General features: G+C 42.2%; 13 protein-coding genes. 9 read left to right on the top strand and 4 right to left on the bottom strand.

The features are described 5' to 3' along the window. Positions 1-123: 123 nt before the first annotated feature. Together G563_RS0128515 and pckA are read right to left on the bottom strand one after the other, a co-directional pair. Positions 124-1,026 (bottom strand): trypsin-like peptidase domain-containing protein, encoded by a 903-nt coding sequence (locus G563_RS0128515; protein ID WP_028668332.1) that lies wholly within the window; start codon positions 1,024-1,026, stop codon positions 124-126. Positions 1,027-1,215: 189 nt separating this feature from the next. Then, the gene (gene pckA, locus G563_RS0128510) at positions 1,216-2,832 is read right to left on the bottom strand and encodes a phosphoenolpyruvate carboxykinase (ATP) (protein ID WP_051211264.1); all 1,617 of its coding nucleotides are present in this window, start codon (positions 2,830-2,832) and stop codon (positions 1,216-1,218) included. Between the two features lie 312 nt (positions 2,833-3,144). Between pckA and G563_RS0128500 the strand changes: the two genes are divergently transcribed. The 8 genes from G563_RS0128500 to G563_RS0128465 all read left to right on the top strand — a co-directional run bounded on the left by G563_RS0128500 (position 3,145) and on the right by G563_RS0128465 (position 15,673). Then, positions 3,145-3,531, top strand: coding sequence for a hypothetical protein (locus G563_RS0128500; RefSeq protein WP_028668330.1), 387 nt, complete (start codon positions 3,145-3,147; stop codon positions 3,529-3,531). 128 nt (positions 3,532-3,659) lie between these two features. Next, positions 3,660-4,781 carry an efflux RND transporter periplasmic adaptor subunit gene (locus G563_RS0128495; RefSeq protein WP_028668329.1) on the top strand — a complete coding sequence of 374 codons (1,122 nt, stop codon included), beginning with the start codon at positions 3,660-3,662 and terminating at the stop codon, positions 4,779-4,781. Positions 4,782-4,825: 44 nt separating this feature from the next. After that, positions 4,826-7,978 (top strand): efflux RND transporter permease subunit, encoded by a 3,153-nt coding sequence (locus tag G563_RS0128490; protein WP_028668328.1) that lies wholly within the window; start codon positions 4,826-4,828, stop codon positions 7,976-7,978. Continuing rightward, positions 7,971-9,419: an efflux transporter outer membrane subunit gene (locus tag G563_RS0128485; protein ID WP_028668327.1), complete on the top strand. Its 1,449-nt coding sequence runs from the start codon at positions 7,971-7,973 to the stop codon at positions 9,417-9,419. The genes G563_RS0128490 and G563_RS0128485 overlap by 8 nt, the downstream gene beginning before the upstream one ends. A gap of 139 nt (positions 9,420-9,558) precedes the next feature. Further along, positions 9,559-11,028, top strand: a complete 1,470-nt coding sequence (locus G563_RS0128480; RefSeq protein ID WP_028668326.1) for a peptide MFS transporter — start codon at positions 9,559-9,561, stop codon at positions 11,026-11,028. A 4-nt stretch (positions 11,029-11,032) separates the two neighbouring features. Then, the gene (locus tag G563_RS0128475) at positions 11,033-11,617 is read left to right on the top strand and encodes a 5-formyltetrahydrofolate cyclo-ligase (RefSeq protein WP_028668325.1); all 585 of its coding nucleotides are present in this window, start codon (positions 11,033-11,035) and stop codon (positions 11,615-11,617) included. A gap of 315 nt (positions 11,618-11,932) precedes the next feature. Beyond that, on the top strand, positions 11,933-12,943 hold the full coding sequence (locus tag G563_RS0128470; protein ID WP_028668324.1) for an aspartate-semialdehyde dehydrogenase: 1,011 nt from the start codon (positions 11,933-11,935) through the stop codon (positions 12,941-12,943). 177 nt (positions 12,944-13,120) lie between these two features. Continuing rightward, positions 13,121-15,673 (top strand): M1 family aminopeptidase, encoded by a 2,553-nt coding sequence (locus G563_RS0128465; protein WP_028668323.1) that lies wholly within the window; start codon positions 13,121-13,123, stop codon positions 15,671-15,673. Between the two features lie 14 nt (positions 15,674-15,687). On the opposite strand, the gene G563_RS0128460 is transcribed toward G563_RS0128465, so the two are convergent. Both G563_RS0128460 and G563_RS37330 read right to left on the bottom strand, forming a co-directional pair. Beyond that, positions 15,688-16,659, bottom strand: coding sequence for a hypothetical protein (locus tag G563_RS0128460; RefSeq protein WP_028668322.1), 972 nt, complete (start codon positions 16,657-16,659; stop codon positions 15,688-15,690). Between the two features lie 11 nt (positions 16,660-16,670). Further along, on the bottom strand, positions 16,671-17,660 hold the full coding sequence (locus G563_RS37330) for an OmpA family protein (protein WP_051211263.1): 990 nt from the start codon (positions 17,658-17,660) through the stop codon (positions 16,671-16,673). A 226-nt stretch (positions 17,661-17,886) separates the two neighbouring features. Between G563_RS37330 and G563_RS0128450 the strand changes: the two genes are divergently transcribed. Further along, on the top strand, positions 17,887-18,687 hold the full coding sequence (locus tag G563_RS0128450; RefSeq protein WP_028668321.1) for a hypothetical protein: 801 nt from the start codon (positions 17,887-17,889) through the stop codon (positions 18,685-18,687). The last annotated feature ends 35 nt before the right edge of the window (positions 18,688-18,722 follow it).

The following is an 18,722-nucleotide window of genomic DNA, read 5'->3' as shown; positions in this document are numbered from 1 at the left end:
ATAATTTGAAAATGTAGTAATTCATTTATCGAAATTCAAATAACTCTTTGATTATCAATTGATTAAAAAATATTTTAAAGCGATTCACTGCAATCATTATCACATTTTCAACTTATCACATTTCTATTCTGGTCTTCTTTGGTAAAATTTCACTTTTTGCTGTCTTAAAAAGTCTTTAATGATTTCGGCACTAATACACACTCCCACATGCAAGAAAGGGTGATTGGAGACTTTGGCTCGGTGAGTTCCAATCCATACGTCTTGATTAATCATATCAAATCCCAAATGTAAATGTCGGGTCGACTGCTGCATACCATAAATAATCCCCTGAGTATCAAACAAAGGTCCTCCACTCTGACCTACTAATCCAGGCGTACTCATCTCTAAAGCATAAGGATAGCCCGTTTCGTCTCCAATAAAACGAGTCAGAATACCGTCTATCGGAAAAGCGGGAGTAATATGCGGAGCGTCAGGTGTCCATTCGATATCGTCTATATTGGCGTTATAACGGAAGTTTCTAAATTCTGAAAAAGGAAAACCCAAACGGCACAAACTACGCCCTACCTCATACTCCTGATTATCAGCCAAAAACTCTGCATAATGAGTATAAAAATAGGGTCCTTCGCTCTGAAAATGTAAAAGTGCGAGGTCATATTTGGGGTGATAAGTGACATCAATTTGTGATAAATTGCTAAAGGAATTGATGAAATTAACCTTTTGAGTGACGATAGTCCCCAACTCCAAGTTAAATTGCTGTTCTAGGCGTTGGATATGATAGGTATTGTGGCTATCCTTCAAGTATTTTTGAGATTCTCCTCTAAATCTATTATAATTTTGTTGAGTGATACCCATAGTAGCATTTACGATAATCTCCGCTACATGTTTACAAGTTACGGCGTATCCGTTTTCGTTGACAAAAAACATGCTAGCCGCTCCCGGGAGTACTTCTGATTGTTTATATAGTCTAGTAATGATATGAATAGGTCTAGTAAAAGCACCGACACGCTTGATAGCTTCAACAAACATTGTTAAGGGAAATTATGATTTAAAATTCTTTCAAAAACTCACAAAGTTAAACAGCAATTCTTGTACCATAAACAACTCTAGTCTGACTTCTCCTTAGCTTTCAGCCACAAATTATCGCATTTAGGGTTTTCACAAAAAAGCCTACTACAATTTGTAGCAGGCTCTTGAGTAGTTAAAAAAACAAAGTACTTATTTATATCCTATGGGCCCTCCTGCCAGTATCTGAGGGCTTGCGAAGTCTTCATATTTCATAAAATTTTCTCTGAATAACTCCGCCAAATGAAGTGCTGCATGATCATATGCTTCGGCACTTTCCCAAGTATCGCGGGGGTTCAATAGGCCACTAGGTACACCTGGACAAGAGGTAGGAATTTCCATCTGAAAAATAGGATGTTTGACAAACTCCACTTCATCGAGTTCACCTTTCAAAGCTGCCGCAATCATCGCTCTGGTATATGCCAACTTCATCCTTGCTCCTACTCCATACCCTCCTCCTGACCATCCCGTATTGATAAGCCATACTTTTACTTGGTATTTGTTGATTTTGTGACCTAATAAATCTGCATAGCGAGTAGGATGTAACGGCAAAAATGCCGCTCCAAAACAAGCCGAAAAGGTAGCTTGAGGCTCTTTGACACCCATCTCAGTACCAGCCACTTTGGCCGTATAACCCGAAATAAAATGATACATAGCTTGACCCGTAGTAAGCCGAGCAATAGGCGGTAATACCCCAAAAGCATCCGCCGCCAAAAAGAATATATTTTGGGGCCTCTCCCCCTTGGAGGGACGCATGATATTGGGTATAAAATCAATGGGGTATGCCGTACGAGTATTTTGGGTTACGGATCTGTCGGCATAATTAATGGTACGAGTTCCTTCCAAAAAACGGGTGTTTTCTACAATCGTCCCAAACCGAATTGCATCATAGATTTCGGGTTCTTTTTCGCGACTCAAGTCCACTACTTTGGCATAGCATCCACCTTCAAAATTAAATATGGTATCATCCGCCCAACCATGCTCATCATCGCCAATAAGTGAGCGGCTAGCATCTGCCGATAGTGTGGTCTTGCCTGTTCCGGATAATCCAAAAAATAAAGCCGTATCCCCTTCTTTACCCACATTAGCGGAGCAATGCATCGAAAGCGTGCCGCGTTCGTGGGGTAGCTTATAGTTCAGCACAGAAAATATACCTTTTTTCATTTCTCCTGCATAGCCCGTACCTCCAATCAAGATGATATTTTTGGATAGATTCAAAATGGCAAAATTTTCACTTCTCGTCCCATCTACATGAGGTATTGCCCTAAATTCAGGAATATTGATAATCGTAAATTCAGTTTCAAACTTTGCCAATTCCTCCACACTAGGCTTTAGAAACATATTATGGCAAAACAAATTGTGCCAAGCCCAGGTGTTGACAACCGTAATATTGATTCTGTAATCAGCATGAGCACAAGCATATCCATGACGCACGTATACCTTCTTGTCGACCAAATAATCTAGCATTTTTTGGTGAAGTGCGTCAAATTTTTGGGTATCAAAAGGGATGTTTATATCACTCCACCAGACAGATTGCACTGTTTTATCATCAGAAACGATAAAACGGTCTTGGGGTGACCTGCCCGTAAAAGTGCCTGTATCTACCATCAAAGCACCCGTATCGGCCAGATACCCTTCGGCATTTAGAAGGCTCTGCTCAATCAATGCCGCTGGAGGTAAATTAAAAAAGATTTTTTGTACGGCACTTAGTCCTAGTCTGCTTTTTTGCTCTTCGCCCAAGGCTAAAGAAGGTTCTAATGTGGTAATCATGATTTTGGATTGTTTTGATGAAGTGACAGTCTCATATAGGTATTACAAAAATAGAGCGTGTTTTGAATTATAAAAATAACCATCGATGTTTTTTGCAAATTTTATAGGATTTTTTCAACCTTCACCCAAACTACCCACAAGAACGCTAAAATAGAATGACTTTTATCAGAATTGACTAATTCCAAGACAAAAATCAGGCACCTTGGAATTAAATAGAGCATATCCCATAGATTATATATCTTAAAAAATTTGGATTTTTTTAACATTATGTTAGCAAAAAAAATCCAATATTTTTTATATTTGCCCTAACACATGGAACCGCTTAGCATCAAATATTATTTTCGAAGGCTTATTTGTTGGATTTTACTCCTACAAATGGTAAACGTGTCTATTGACCCTATCGAAGATTTGAGCTTACGAGATACCCTAAAAGTCTACCATCAAACCGAGCATCTATCCGAAGTGGCAAGTATGATAGAGTGGTTGGCAGTAAATATTTTAGGGAGTAATTTTCCAGAAAGTGACAGCGAAAATAATTTTTTAGAAGAATTTAGTATTGGTATTGTCTGGCCGCAATCAGAACTTAGATTTATCCACACCGGTGAAATAAAGGATTTCACCTCTCACTTTGGTCACTATATCAATAGCTTTATCCCGCATTACATAGAGCCTCATTCGCCTCCCCCGAATCAGGTCTAGTATTCGTTTTTTGTCAAAACGGCTTCTTTTTTTATGACTTACAGGCACTTTACCTTCAGTGCCTGATAAATCGTTTTTTTCGTTCTTTAACTTAATCCACTTTCGATCAATCAACCATTATTGTCTCTATGAGAAAACCATTCGTATGTTACACGATTGTTGGGTTGTGTATTATGGCATGCTCTAATCCACAACAAAATGCCCAAAACACCCAAGAAAAATACCCCGTTATCAAACCTATTACGATTGATACAGTCTACCATACCGACTACGTCTCCGATATCAACTCTGTCAAAAACGTTGAGATTCGCGCTCGGGTAAAAGGCTATATCGAAAGTATCCACGTAGATGAAGGAAAAACTGTAAAAAAAGGCCAAGTGCTCTTTAGAATCAGCAACCAAGAATATAAAGGGGACTTGCTGCGGGCAACAGCCGTCCTAAAAAGTGCTATTGCAGAAGCCAAAACCGCCGAACTTGATTTACAAAACGTAAAAAAACTCGTGGATAAGAATGTTGTATCAAAAACTGAATACGACATGGCTAAGGCTAAACTTGATGCCCTTAAAGCACGCATCGAAGAGGCAGAATCACAAGAACAAAGTGCTCATCTCAAACTTTCTTTTTCGGAAATCAAAGCGCCATTTGATGGCATTATCAACCGTATTCCCAACAAAATAGGGAGTCTTATTGATGAAGGAACCCTGCTGACGACGATTTCTGATAACCAAGAAGTATACGCTTATTTTAATGTCTCCGAAAAAGAGTATCTCGAATTTGCGGCCAACAACAAGCAGCCTGACAATAAGAATCAGGTATCATTGATTTTGGCCAACAGCGAAGAACATCCCTACAAAGGATATGTTGAAACCATAGAAGGAGAATTTGACAACGCCACTGGAAGTATCGCATTCCGAGCGCGTTTTCCCAACCCTGAGCGTATTCTTAAACATGGTTCTAGTGGTAAAGTAAGGGTATTACGTAAAGTAAAAAACGCCCTCGTTATCCCACAAAAATCTACATTTGAGATTCAAGATAAAATCTATGTGTATGTAGTGGACAATCAAAACAAAGTCCAAATGCGAAGCTTCGTCCCTAAACTTAGGATGCCCCATTTGTATGTGCTAGAGTCGGGAATAAACCCAGACGACAAAATCATCTATGAGGGAATTCAAGACATGCGCGTTGGTATGGAAGTCAAACCCGAGATGCAATTGTTCGAGAAAATCCTTCCGCAACTGACGCAACAGTAGTCTTTGTGTTATCACTTATTGTCCCACACTAACACACACAAATTATGTTTACCTTGTTTATCAATAGGCCCGTCCTATCGATTGTTATATCAGTTATCATTACGTTGCTGGGAGTACTTGCGATGACACAGCTCCCCGTCACACAGTATCCCGACATCGCCCCTCCGGCAGTTACGGTAACTACCAAATACACCGGAGCCAACGCCGAAGCATGTTCTAAGGCTGTAGTCACGCCCCTTGAGCGGGCTATCAACGGCGTACCCGGTATGACCTACATGACCTCCGTATCGGGCAATGACGGCACGAGTATTATTCAGGTATATTTTAAAGTAGGGACCGACCCTGATTTAGCCTCTGTCAACGTTCAGACGCGGGTTGCAACCGTTCTTGACGAATTGCCAGAAGAAGTAATCAAAGCGGGGGTATCGACCGAAAAAGAGGTAAATAGTATGCTGATGTACATCAACCTCTTGAGCGAAGATACCACCGCCAACGAAGAGTTTTTGTATAACTTCGCCGACATCAACGTAGTGGCCGAATTGAAACGTGTTGACGGGGTAGGTTTTGCCAACATCATGGGGCAGCGTGAATATTCCATGCGGGTATGGCTCAAACCTGACCGTATGACAGTTTATAATGTCTCTGCCGATGATGTTATCTCAGCACTTCGTAATCAAAACGTAGAAGCTGCTCCTGGAAAAATCGGAGAAAGCTCGGGACGAAAGTCGCAATCTTTACAGTATGTACTTCGCTACACTGGTAAATTTACTTCGCAAGAACAATACGAAAATATCATTATAAAAGCCAATCCAAGTGGCGACATTTTACGTCTCAAAGACATCGCAGATATAGAGTTTGGCTCGCTCAATTACAACGTCCTTTCCAAAGAAAACGGCCGTCCATCTGCGGCCATTTTGCTCAAGCAGCGTCCTGGTTCAAACGCCAGTCAAGTGATTGCCAACATTAAAGAGAAAATGACAGAATTACAGAAGTCGTTTCCTCCCGGCATGAAATACACCATTAGTTACGATGTTTCGCGCTTTTTGGATGCCTCCATTCATGAAGTAATCAAAACCCTCATCGAAGCCTTTATATTGGTAGCACTTGTGGTATTTATTTTCTTACAAGATTTCCGTTCTACCCTCATTCCAGCATTGGCCGTACCTGTCTCGCTCGTTGGGACATTCTTCTTTATGCAGATGTTTGGGTTTTCTATTAACCTCCTTACGTTGTTTGCACTGGTATTGGCGATTGGAATCGTGGTCGACAACGCCATCGTGGTCGTAGAGGCGGTACATGCCAAAATGGAAGAAAAAGGGCTCAAAGCCAAAGAAGCTACCATCGAAGCTATGGACGAAATCAGCGGAGCGATTGTAGCGATTACTCTGGTTATGACGGCGGTGTTTGTTCCGGTTGCTTTTATGGATGGTCCTTCGGGGGTATTCTATCGTCAATTTTCCATTACAATGGCTATTTCAATTGTGATTTCGGGCGTCAACGCGCTTACACTCACGCCTGCCCTGTGTGCGCTCATGCTCCAAAGCCACCACGGACGAAAAGCCACTTTACTCACCCGTTTTTTTGACGGATTCAACAACTGGTACAATGGCGTCTCTGACCGCTACAAATCACTCATCAACGCCATTGCCAATCGCCGTGTGGTTACTTTTGGGATGTTGGTCTTTTTTATCGCTGCTACGTGGGGTACCAATACGATTTTGCCGTCAGGTTTTATTCCCACAGAAGATCAAGGTACAATTTATGCTAACATCACTACTCCTTCGGGGGCAACACTCGAACGTACAGAAGCCGTAGTAGACGAAATCGAGAAAGTAAGCCTCAAACTCGACGCTGTGGAATCTATTTCTACTCTGTCTGGCTTCAGTTTGATGACCGACGGGGCCGGGGCTTCCTTTGGAATGGGAATGATGAACCTCAAACCGTGGGAAAGCCGCAAAGAATCGGTAGATGATGTAATTGCTTTGTTGACCGAAAAAACCAAACACATCAAAGACGCCGACATTCAGTTTTTCCCTCCTCCTGCAGTACCCGGCTACGGAAACGCCAGTGGTTTTGAGTTTCGTATCCAAGACCGCACAGGTAGCGGCAACCTACAGGCGATGGAAAAAGTAACTAAATCTTTTATTGAGGAACTCAACAAACGCCCCGAAGTCGTCAATGCCTTTACGAGTTATGATGCGAGTTTTCCGCAATACTTAATTCACGTTGACAACGAAAAAGCCGCCCAAAAAGGTGTCTCTATCGACAATGCCATGAACAACCTCCAATCGTTGATTGGTAGTTTTTATGCTACCAACTTCATTCGTTTTGGTCAAATGTACAAAGTAATGGTACAAGCTTCTCCCGAATATCGGATGCAACCCGACGACATACTCAAACTTTACGTCAAAAATACCGAAGGCGAAATGGTACCTTACTCAGCTTTTGTAAGAACCGAACGCGTATTTGGACCCGAGCAGCTTACCCGTTATAATATGTTTACGGCTGCCATGATCAACGGAGAAGCCGCGCCTGGCTTTAGTAGTGGCGATGCCATCAGAGCTATTCAGGAAGTAGCAGCTCAAAAACTTCCGAAAGGCTACACCTACGAATGGTCAGGAATGACCCGCGACGAAATTCTCTCGGGCGACCAAGCCATTTATATTTTCATCATTTGTTTGATATTTGTGTATTTACTGCTAGCGGCTCAGTATGAGAGCTTTTTGCTACCACTGCCTGTACTTTTGTCGCTTCCAACAGGGGTATTTGGGGCCTTTTTCTTTTTGGCAATTTTGGGATTACAAAACAACATTTACGCCCAAGTCGCACTTGTGATGCTGATCGGTTTGTTGGGAAAAAATGCGATTTTGATTGTGGAGTTTGCGATTCTCAAACGCAGCGAAGGCTATACTCCATTGCAAGCGGCTATCGAAGGTGCAGCGTCTCGTTTGCGCCCTATCCTCATGACCTCTTTTGCATTTATTGCGGGTTTGATTCCATTGATGATGGCATCAGGAGCAGGAGCTATTGGCAACAAAACCATCGGTACGGCCGCCGCAGGCGGGATGCTCTTTGGAACCGTTTTCGGGGTTATTATCATCCCTGGACTATATGTCATTTTTGCTACCCTCTCAGAACGTTTTTCAAATCCAAAGAAAAAGAAAGCAGTATATTTAAATCAAGAAGTTGATGCGTAACCTAACATATAAAATCCCCACCTTACTTGTTCTGACCATTGGCCTCTTTTTTACAGGCTGTAAAACCCTGAAAACCCCAGAACAATTACCGATTTTACCCACTTTACCCGAAGCCTATAACACCACTAAAAGTGACGTAAATTCGGCAGATATTTTATGGAGAGAGTATTTTTCGGATACCACATTAGTGAGTTTGATTGAGGAAGCCCTTAAAAACAACTTGGACTTACTAATAACATCCCAACGAATTGAAATGGGACGTGCCCAAATCGAGCGCGCTAAAGGACTCACGCAGCCCTTTGTTACAGGAGGTGGCTCGGTGGGTCAACGACGCTTTGGAAAATACACCATGGACGGTGTCGGAAATTTCGACACCAATTTTTCTAACAATATTAGCGAAGAACAAAGAATCCCCCAATACCTACCCGATTTTAATATAGGTCTCCAAAGCTCCTGGGAAATTGACATTTGGGGAAAATTAAAGGCCATTAAAGAATCGTCTTTGTCGCGTTATTTGGCCACGGTCGAGGGGCGAAACTTTATAGTTACTAATCTGATTGCTGATATTGCGATTGCTTATTATGAGTTATTAGGATTTGAAAGCGAGCTTGATATTGTTCGGGAAACCATCAATCTGCAAGACAATGAGCTAACCCTCATCAAAGTCCAGAAAGACGCTGGACGCGCTACCGAACTCGCCGTTAATCAGTTTGAGGCACAGCTTCTCAACTCTAAAGCACTCGAAGCAGAAATTTTGCAGCGAATCACGGAAATCGAAAATAGGATTAATTTTTTGATGGGGCGCTACCCGCAGCCTATTCTTAAAAATAAAGCTCTTTTTTCGAAATCACTTCCCAATCAGATATTGGTAGGGATTCCAGGGGATTTATTGAAAAACCGCCCCGACATCAAACAAGCAGAATACGAGCTAGCCGCTACGAAGGCAGATGTTTTTGTAGCCAAGGCCGCGTTTTATCCTTCGCTCAATATCGCAGCCACTTTAGGTTTACAATCGTTCAATCCTAAGTTTTTGATTTCGCCTCAGTCTATCGCTTATAATATTTTGGGAGGTCTGGCGGCTCCGCTCTTCAACAAAAGCGCCCTCAAAGCAGACCTCAAAATCGCCCGTGCTATTCAGATAGAAGCCTTATACAATTATCAAAAAACGCTCTTGAATGGATACTTCGAGGTATATAATCAGATGGTGCAAATCAATAACCTTGAAAAAATCTATCGACTCAAAAATTCGGAGGCTAGGGTATTAGATTTATCCATTCAAACGGCCTCAGAGCTATTCATGACTGGTAGAGCAACTTATTTGGAGGTGATTTTGAACCGTAAAAATGCCCTACAATCCAAAATAGAACTTATAGACGTAAGGCGCCGACAGTACAATGCCGTTATTAATATCTATCGAGCATTGGGAGGAGGATGGAAATAAGAGGCAGATTTGGGTAAGGTAAAAATAATTAGGCTTTTTTTTTACATTTGCGTTATGTAGGCATAGTCATAGGTTGATAAAATCATCTAAGTGACTATGCCTAATTATCCATTTCAACAAAACTAAACCAACCTTCTCTATGACTGAAAAGACTTTATTTGGCCACCCCAAGGGTCTATTTGTTTTATTTTTTACCGAAATGTGGGAGCGTTTTTCCTACTATGGCATGCGAGCCATTCTTCTGCTGTTTTTACTGGATAAAACCAATGGCGGCATGGGGCTCAACGAAGGGGAAGGAGGCGCGATTTACGGATTATATACTTTTTCAGTTTATTTATTGTCATTACCAGGAGGGTGGCTAGCCGACAATGTACTAGGACAGCGCAAAGCCATTTGGTATGGTGGTATCGCTATTATGTTGGGACATATCGTGTTGGCCTTTCCTGCGGGAGAGGCTGTGTTTTTTGCAGGCTTAGCCTTAGTAGCAATCGGCACGGGGCTTCTCAAACCCAACATCAGCTCTATTGTGAGTGAATTATACCCTGAAGGAGGTGCTATCAGAGACGCAGCCTTTTCCATTTTTTATATGGGTATCAATCTGGGTTCTTTTCTAGGCATTACGATTGTGGGCTATTTGGGGCAAAAAGTAGGGTGGCATTATGGCTTTGGAGCAGCAGCAGTGGCGATGTTTTTAGGACTACTGGTCTACCGTATTTTTGCGCAGCCTTACCTTAAAGAAAAAGGCATGGCGCCCAAATTAGCAGAAGAGACAAAAGAAGTCCAAAAAACTAATCCTTTATCATGGATACTGATTGCGGTGCTCTTAGTATTTATTGTTGTTTTACAATTCAATGGTACTTTTACTTGGAATAGTAAATCTGGCGTAGCTACTTCGATGGGACTCATTGCTGTCGCAGTCGTGATTATTTATTTTGCTAATTTGCTCTTTGCGTCCAATCTTTCTAAAATCGAAATGAAACGTATTGTGATACTTTTCATTTTGTTTTGGGGCGCGGTATTGTTTTGGGCAGGATTCGAACAGCAAGGGTCATCACTTCAAATATTTGCCGACCGTTATTCTGAGCTTCCTTTTGGGATGCCTTCTAGTTGGTTTCAAAACTTCAATCCTTTTTATATCTTGGTATTTGCGCCGGTATTAGGGGGTGTGTGGGTATTTTTAGAAAAGAAAAAACTCAACCCTCCTTTGTTGGTCAAATTTGCGATAGGTTTGTTTTTACTAGGCTTTGGCTACTATCTCATGGTATGGGGTGCCAAAGTCGCCCTCACAGGAGTAAAAGCCTCTGCTTTTGTACTCATTTTCACGTACTTATTCCATACCTTAGGGGAACTTTGTCTCAGTCCTGTGGGCTTGAGTGCTTACACTAAATTAGCCCCTAAAAAATACTTGAGCCAACTCATGGGGATTTGGTTTGTGGCGGCGGCCTTGGGAAATTTGTTTGCGGGTCTATTTGCCGGTGGTTTTGACGAAGAAAACGTCCAACAAATGCCGCAGATGTTTATGAGTATCGTTTGGTTTTGTATTGTTGTAGGGGGAATTATACTCATTCTTCAACGCCCATTAAAAGACTGGATGGGCGGAATCAAGTAAAATCATGACAAAACAAGAGCTGCGCCGCCTTTTTTCTGAACATCGCCAAGCCTTGACTCACTCTGAGGTATTGGAGGGAAGTAAGGCGATTGCGCAGCTTTTTTTTACCCATTTTGCAGTAGAAAAGCTCAAAGCTGTACACGCTTATCTGCCGATCAAACGGCGTAATGAAGTCGATACTTTTCCCATTATTTATACACTCCAAGAAAAATACCTTAAAACCCAAATAGTAGTTCCTCGGACGATACCCGATACCCCCGAAATGGAGCATTATCAATGGCTACCTGATATGACCCTTGTCATGAATCAATGGGGAATTCTGGAACCCGACCCTCATCATAGCCTTAGATACAATATCCGTAATATCGACCTTGTGCTGCTGCCACTGTTGGCTTTTGACTTACAAGGCTATCGAGTAGGCTATGGCAAAGGATTTTATGATCGTTTTTTGGCTCAATGCCACCCTAAGGTCTTAAAGGTCGGGGTTTCGCTTTTTGAGCCAATAGCGCGTATCGACGACCGCAACCCTTTCGACATACGGATGGATTACTGTATCACTCCTACCAAAGTATGGACGTGGAGTACATAATTTTCAATTTTCCAAAGGTCTTTTTAGCATTTTGGCAAACAATCAAAGCTTTTATTGTAAAAAAGGCATTCTTTTTCTTGCTTAATTTTAAAGTTTGAATTTAATTTGCACCCACATTTTTATCGTCACTGTGAACACAAAGAAATCTAAATAGACACGCGGAGCCAGATGGGAAATTGACCCCACCTAGCCAGCGTGTTTGTCCAGATTCTTAACCTTCACGGTGACGATTTTTTTTTGCCCCCACCCCCGATGGGAGCATCTCTAATCACTCTAAAAGCACTCTCCTGTCGGGGGCTGGAGGCCAAAACCATCATGAAAATCGCAGTAGTAGGCGCTACCGGTTTGGTAGGCAGCGAAATCCTCAAAGTACTCGAAGAACGCAACTTCCCCGTAACAGAACTCATTCCGGTTGCATCAGAAAGATCCGTAGGTAAACAGGTCACGTTCAAGGGTAAACAGTACACCATTGTTAGCTTTGAAGATGCCATTGCAGCAAAGCCAGCTATCGCTATTTTTTCGGCAGGTGGCGGAACTTCCTTGGCACTTGCTCCCAAATTTGCCGAAGCGGGCATTACGGTTGTTGACAACTCATCGGCTTGGCGGATGGATCCTACCAAAAAATTGGTAGTTCCTGAAATCAATGCTTTCACATTGACCAAAGAAGACAAAATCATCGCTAATCCCAACTGCTCCACTATCCAGATGGTGGTGGTATTGAACCCCTTACACAAGCGTTATGGTATCAAACGCGTGGTGGTTTCGACCTACCAATCCGTGACCGGAACAGGTAAAGCAGCTGTGGATCAACTATTTGCAGAGCGCAAAGGGGATACTAGCGTAGAAAAAGTATACCCTCACCCTATCGACCTCAACGTATTGCCTCACATTGATGTTTTCTTGGACAATGGTTATACCAAAGAAGAAATGAAGATGACCAATGAGACCAAGAAAATCATGATGGACGACAACATTGCTGTCACTGCAACTACTGTGCGCATCCCCACTATCGGCGGTCACTCAGAGGCAGTCAATGTAGAATTTGAAAATGAATTTGACCTCAATGAAATCTACGAAATCTTGGGCCAAGCCGAAGGCGTGGTGATTCAAGATGACCCAAAAAATAAAATATACCCCATGCCTCTGACCGCCCACGGCAAAGACGAGACATTTGTGGGGCGTATCCGCCGCGACGAGTCACAGCCCAAAACCCTTAATCTCTGGATTGTGGCCGATAATCTCCGCAAAGGAGCCGCCACCAACGCCGTTCAGATTGCGGAATATTTGGTAAAACACAACTTAGTGGAAGAAGCTGAATTGGTATAAATCTCCCTAATTCTTACAAGCCTGCTGAATATCAGCAGGCTTTTTTTATGAATTTTATTTCGCTCTTCCCAATAGGTTTCCGAACTTTGCGTTATTTTCCTGTATTACGGCACGGATTGTGCGTTTTATGGATTACTTTTTTGATTATCAACGTCGTAAGAACAAAGGATTTATCTAATGTCAAAAAATCTCGCTATACTTTCTCTATTTATATGCTTCGCCTTTGGGGCTTTTTCCAAAGGTACTTCTCCCGCCGACACTACTCGCAAAGCTCCTGCCTGGGCACCCAAAAAAGGGCCTTATCGCCCTACTAGAGCTCTCAAAAACGATATCTTACATACGCAATTAGAGATGCGTTTTGACTGGCTTCGTCAACATGCCCTTGGCTCCGCTGTTATTACGTTTAAGCCTTATTTTTATCCCCAAAACACCCTCGAACTCGACGCTAAAGGGCTAGAAATTAAAGGAATATTTCACCTTGACACCCTCGCCCGTCGCGATTCTACTACAGGGCAAATGGTTCGGGAGTTTATTTCGGACCCTCTCGAATATACCTACGACAAACGCCTCCTTACAATCAAACTTCGTCGTAAATACAGTCGATTCGATACCCTACACGTTTTGATTGATTATGTAGCCAAGCCCAACGAACTTCCTGATAATCTGAGAGGGCCTAAAGGCGACAAGGGGCTTTATTTTATCAATGCCGATGGCCTCGACGAAGGCAAACCTCAACAAATCTGGACACAAGGCGAAACGGAATACAACTCTTGCTGGCTCCCGATGGTGGATAGCCCTAATGAGAAAATGACCCAAGATTTCCGACTGACGATAGAAAATCGCTTCAAGACAATTTCGAATGGAAAGCTGATTTCTTCTACCATCAATCCAGACAGTACCCGCACCGACCGCTGGGTACAAAAACTCCCGCACGCACCTTATTTGGCGGCTTTTATTGTAGGGAACTTTGCAGTAGCCCGCGACACTATCCGCAATGGCTTAGAATTGAGCTACTATGTAGAACCTGAATACGGCCCTCATGCCAAAGCGATTTTTGGCCGCACGAAAGAGATGATTGCCTTCTTTGAGGAAAAATTTGGGGTTGAGTACCAATGGGATAAATATGCCCAAGTGGCGGTTCGAGATTTTGTAGCGGGTGCCATGGAAAATACTTCTATCACCGTACACGCCGAAAATGTACAGACCGATACCCGTGCGCTCCTCGACGGCAATTCCGACAATGTGATTGCGCACGAACTGATGCATCACTGGTTTGGCAACTTGGTTACCTGCGAATCATGGGTACATTTGCCCCTCAATGAAGCCTTTGCCAACTACTCCGAATACCTCTGGAACGAACACAAAAAAGGTACCGAAGAAGCTGACTTGTGGGCGCAAGGCGAGCTACAGCAATATTTGGGTGAGGCCGAACAAAAGCAAGAGCCTTTGATTCGGTATCATTATACTGACTCAGAAGATATGTTTGACAGCCACTCCTATGCCAAAGGGGGACGCGTCCTGCACATGCTTCGCAAATATGTAGGTGATGAAGCATTTTTTACGGCATCTCGCAATTATCTCATAAAATATGGTTTTGGAACCGCCGAAATCAATGACCTTCGCGAAGCTTTTGAAGAAGTAACGGGCGAAGACCTCAATTGGTTTTTTAATCAATGGTTTTTATCTTCTGGTCATGCTAATCTCAAAGTAGAAAAAACTTGGGCCAATGGCAAGGTCAATCTCAAAATAAACCAACTACAAGATTCTACTTATACGCCTATTTATCGTTTACCTCTCAAGGTAGATGTATGGGTCAATGGACAAAAAAACACCCATGATATTGTGGTCAATCAAGCCAAACAAACCTTTGAATTTCCTGCCCCCCAATCACCCGATTTAGTTGATTTTGATGTTGAAAAACAAATTTTGGGAGAGGTAGATTACGAAAAAAGCAAAGCTGAGTGGATTTTCCAATACAATAATTGTGACAAATATTTGGCTCGCTACGAAGCCCTTACTCGTCTCGAAGGACAAATGATTGACTCTACGGTGCGCAATCTGATGATGCGTGCAATGAGCGACAAGTTCTGGAAAATCAGGCAGTTGGCTGTTTCAAACTTTTCCGAATATGACGGTCTGCAATTTAATGAAGTCGAGCGAATTCTTCAAAGCAAGGCCCGTGTCGACCCTCATCCTCGGGTACGTATGGAAGCTATTATCACGCTTGCTTCCTTTGGCGACAACACCAACGACCCTCTTTTCCGCGAAGCGCTCAACGACAGTTCTTATCAGGTGGTATCAGCGGCACTTGATGCCTACCTTATTGGCAAACCTGATGATGCTGCCGACATCGCAGCTCGTTTTGAAAATGCCCCCAACAGCGAAATCATAACCGCCGTGGCCAATTATTATGCAGGATTGGGCAAGCCTGAGCAATATGACTGGTTTATCCAAAAAATGAACCGTCTTAAAGCCGCCGAAGTATATAATTTTTTACAGGTATTTGGCAAATACCTCATTCGTTCCAATACGCAGGTGCAGCGCCGTGCCCTTCCTATGCTCGAAACCACGGCTCGTAACTCCCCCGCTTATTTTGTTCGTTTTGGAGCTTATCAAGTATTGGGACTACTGACGGATATTGAAGGTGTCAAAGCCATGCGTAAAGATATTCGCAACGCCGAGCGCGACCCCAAACTCAAAGAAATGTACGGGCAATTTGCTGACTTCTAATCATTTGCCCAAAATCACTCTCTACGCCTAGGAGAATTTGCTTCTTCTAGGCGTAGTTTTATGTAATCTGCATAATCGGAGTCGGTATTTGAACCATAAAAGTCATCTAAGTAAGGCTGATAAAAAGATTTGTTGGAGGCATAATTTGGCGTAATCGCAATTTGCTCATACAACAGAACTAGTAGAAGTTGAGTCCTTAAGTTTCCCTTATAGTGAGCCATTACATACTTAAATAAAGCCGCAAACTCTTCACTATCCGCAAAAGTATCTTTTTTATAACATCCACATTCCAATTCCACAAGCCCGTACAGCGCAGGAATCCTAAACATAGAGCCTACATTCAGTGAGTCAGCAAGAAGTTCGGATTTTATTTGAGTCAGTTCCTTCGATAAAGGTAGCTCTCTAAACGACTTGTTTCGGTGCCTCAACCACGACGCCATCCATTGATAACTCCGTTCTTTTTGGAGATAATTCATAAATTCTTTTGAAAACCCACCCTCCTGCCTCAACTGCGCTATTTGAACTTTACTATCTCGTTTGACCGAATCCAAATACATCTCGGCATCTTTCCAAGATCTAAAGTTTACATTCATGAAATAAGGCTCCGTAAAAGACTGCTGTTTCACTACATCCTTCATCATTTCCCATTCTTTGACTCTTTTACCTTCAAACATCAGCTTTCCTAACATAGATACCCTCACAATAAGCGTATCTTGAGGAAATAAGAAAATAGGAATCATATCGGCGGGTTCTTGCTGGAAAATCAGCACGCTTGGCGATTTGTCACTCACTACTACGGTTTCTGTTTTGAAGGCGTCTCCACCTGAAAAATGATAATGAAACTGTCGATTTGGGTACAAAAACTTAGTACGTTCATAAAAAAATAGCCCCTGTTTGGGTGCCAACTTTACTATTATATACGACTGAGCAGAAACATGCGCCACCAGTCCACCCCACAACCCAACTATTAAAATCCAATTTTTCATCTCTCAATTTTTCACAAAAATATAATCCTAACACGTCGATTTTTACTTTTGACCTCCTCACTATCACTAGAAGTAGCTGTTTCGGACGAGCCTTTCCATTCTATTTCAAGTTGCTGCGGTGAAACTCCTTTTTCTAACAAATAACTCTTAACTCTTTTGGCGCGATATTCCGACAAAATCATATTTTTTGACCGCTCTCCCACGCCATCAGTATAGCCCGTAATGAGTGCCTTCCTATCCTTTTCGTTTGTTAAAAACCTCGCCACCGAATCCAACTCCATTTTGGTTTGCGCTGTCAGGTCATGACTACTCTGTTTAAAATACAGCGATTTAGGTTTAAGTGACTTAATCCGCGACTCATCAAGTTCGACAACAGCGTCCTTTACTTCATTGTCTTGGATAGTCATTTCCAAAAAATTAACCCCTGGCAAAATCGTAAACTCCCGTTTCAACACTACTTTTCCCGTTTTTGTGAAAGCTCTATATACATATTTTCCTTCCTCATAAGGTAGGGTGATTACAGGAGAGCGTTTGTAGTAATTTTTATTGGTATAAAACATTCCATATCTAGTTGTATTAACTATATCCCACCGATGCTCTAAATCCAGGCTATCTATTACCGCAAACCGGTATATATGCCATGTACCAACTGCTAAAGGCAAAGAATCTTTTTCACTCATTTCTACAAATAAAGGGAATTTGGCAGCACTTGAAACTTTTCCCACAAAATGAATCGGATAAGTAACCGTATGATAACCCTTTACCTCAAACGAAAGGTATTGGGTAGAATCGGGTATTCTGAAATCCCACTTTCCTGTGGCGTCACATTGCCCCAATAGTTGTTTCCCTGTTTTGAAACCCGCATATACGGCACTGTTTTTTAGAAAATCTTTGGTGGTATTGTCTCGACAACTCCCATAAATTCCCACCGTATTGTTGACTTGGGTAGTTTGTTGTGGTGCCGAAAACAAGGCGATAAGGCTTAAGAAACAGCTGTACATGGTGTTTGAAGAAATAGGTTTAGAAAAAATAAGATAATGTTGATTTCTTGTTCCTAAATGTAGAACTATTTTTTTAGTTAAAAAATAGTTCTACATTTTTTCTTCTATTACCTCTATACGACTATTTCGACACTTCGGCTTGTATTTCCAACATTTCATAAATCTCGCTTTTGTGTGTGTATTCTATCCTGACAAACTTTGTGCATTCAAAATACAGCCAATACATATGAAAACTCCTTCGTTGCTTTCCTTTGCCATTGCTACGGCAATGCTTCTATTTTTAAACGCTTGTCGTCATACACACGGCGAATCTACCCCTGAGGAGCCCCTCTCGATTCCTCCTAAGCTCCAAAAAGCCTTCAGAAGTGATACTGAATTTCAAGAGTTCAAATACGATGCCGCCGGTCGCATCATTCAGTATATCTCGCAGTGGCAATACGTCATATCAGACCCAACGCAAGTGCAGCGCATCGAAAATGCTTTCGAATACAATACCGCAGGGCAGCTTATCCGGGTAAATTCCAACCGTGGTTTTCATGATTATTATTACAAAAACGGTATGTTGGAGCGTATTGAAAGCTTCTCGGGAGGGAGATTGATTTCGACTACTTATCTAAAATTCACGGCAAAGGGCCAGGTAAGTGAAAGAGAAGAAGTAACCCCCGAAGCCCATCAACAACCCGACAGCCCTTCTAAAACAAAATGGGTGTATACGTATGATTCCAAAAGCAACTGTACCCATGTGGACTATTTTTTGTTTCTCAAAAACCAATATGAATTATATGAAAAAATAGACTATAGCGGTTTTGACAACAATTACAATCCACTCAATCTGGTAGCTTTTTATCCATACGTACCTTCGGCGTTGTTTCACATCAACAACCCCGGCAGAGCCGTTACTACCTTGGCCGCGACGGGAGTTCAGACTATTACAACCTTTGGGTATCAATACAACGAAAAAGGGATTCCTATTTCAAAAACCACCACTTATCACAACGAGCCTAATACACTTCATTTTCAATATTAAGACGAGGTTCCCCTGAGGAACTAATTTCTCAGGGG

The organism is Runella zeae DSM 19591, from assembly GCF_000423565.1.
In the GTDB taxonomy this organism is placed as follows: domain Bacteria; phylum Bacteroidota; class Bacteroidia; order Cytophagales; family Spirosomataceae; genus Runella; species Runella zeae.
Note: the sequence above shows the minus strand (reverse complement) of the source record. Positions and strands in the feature narration are given on the sequence as shown.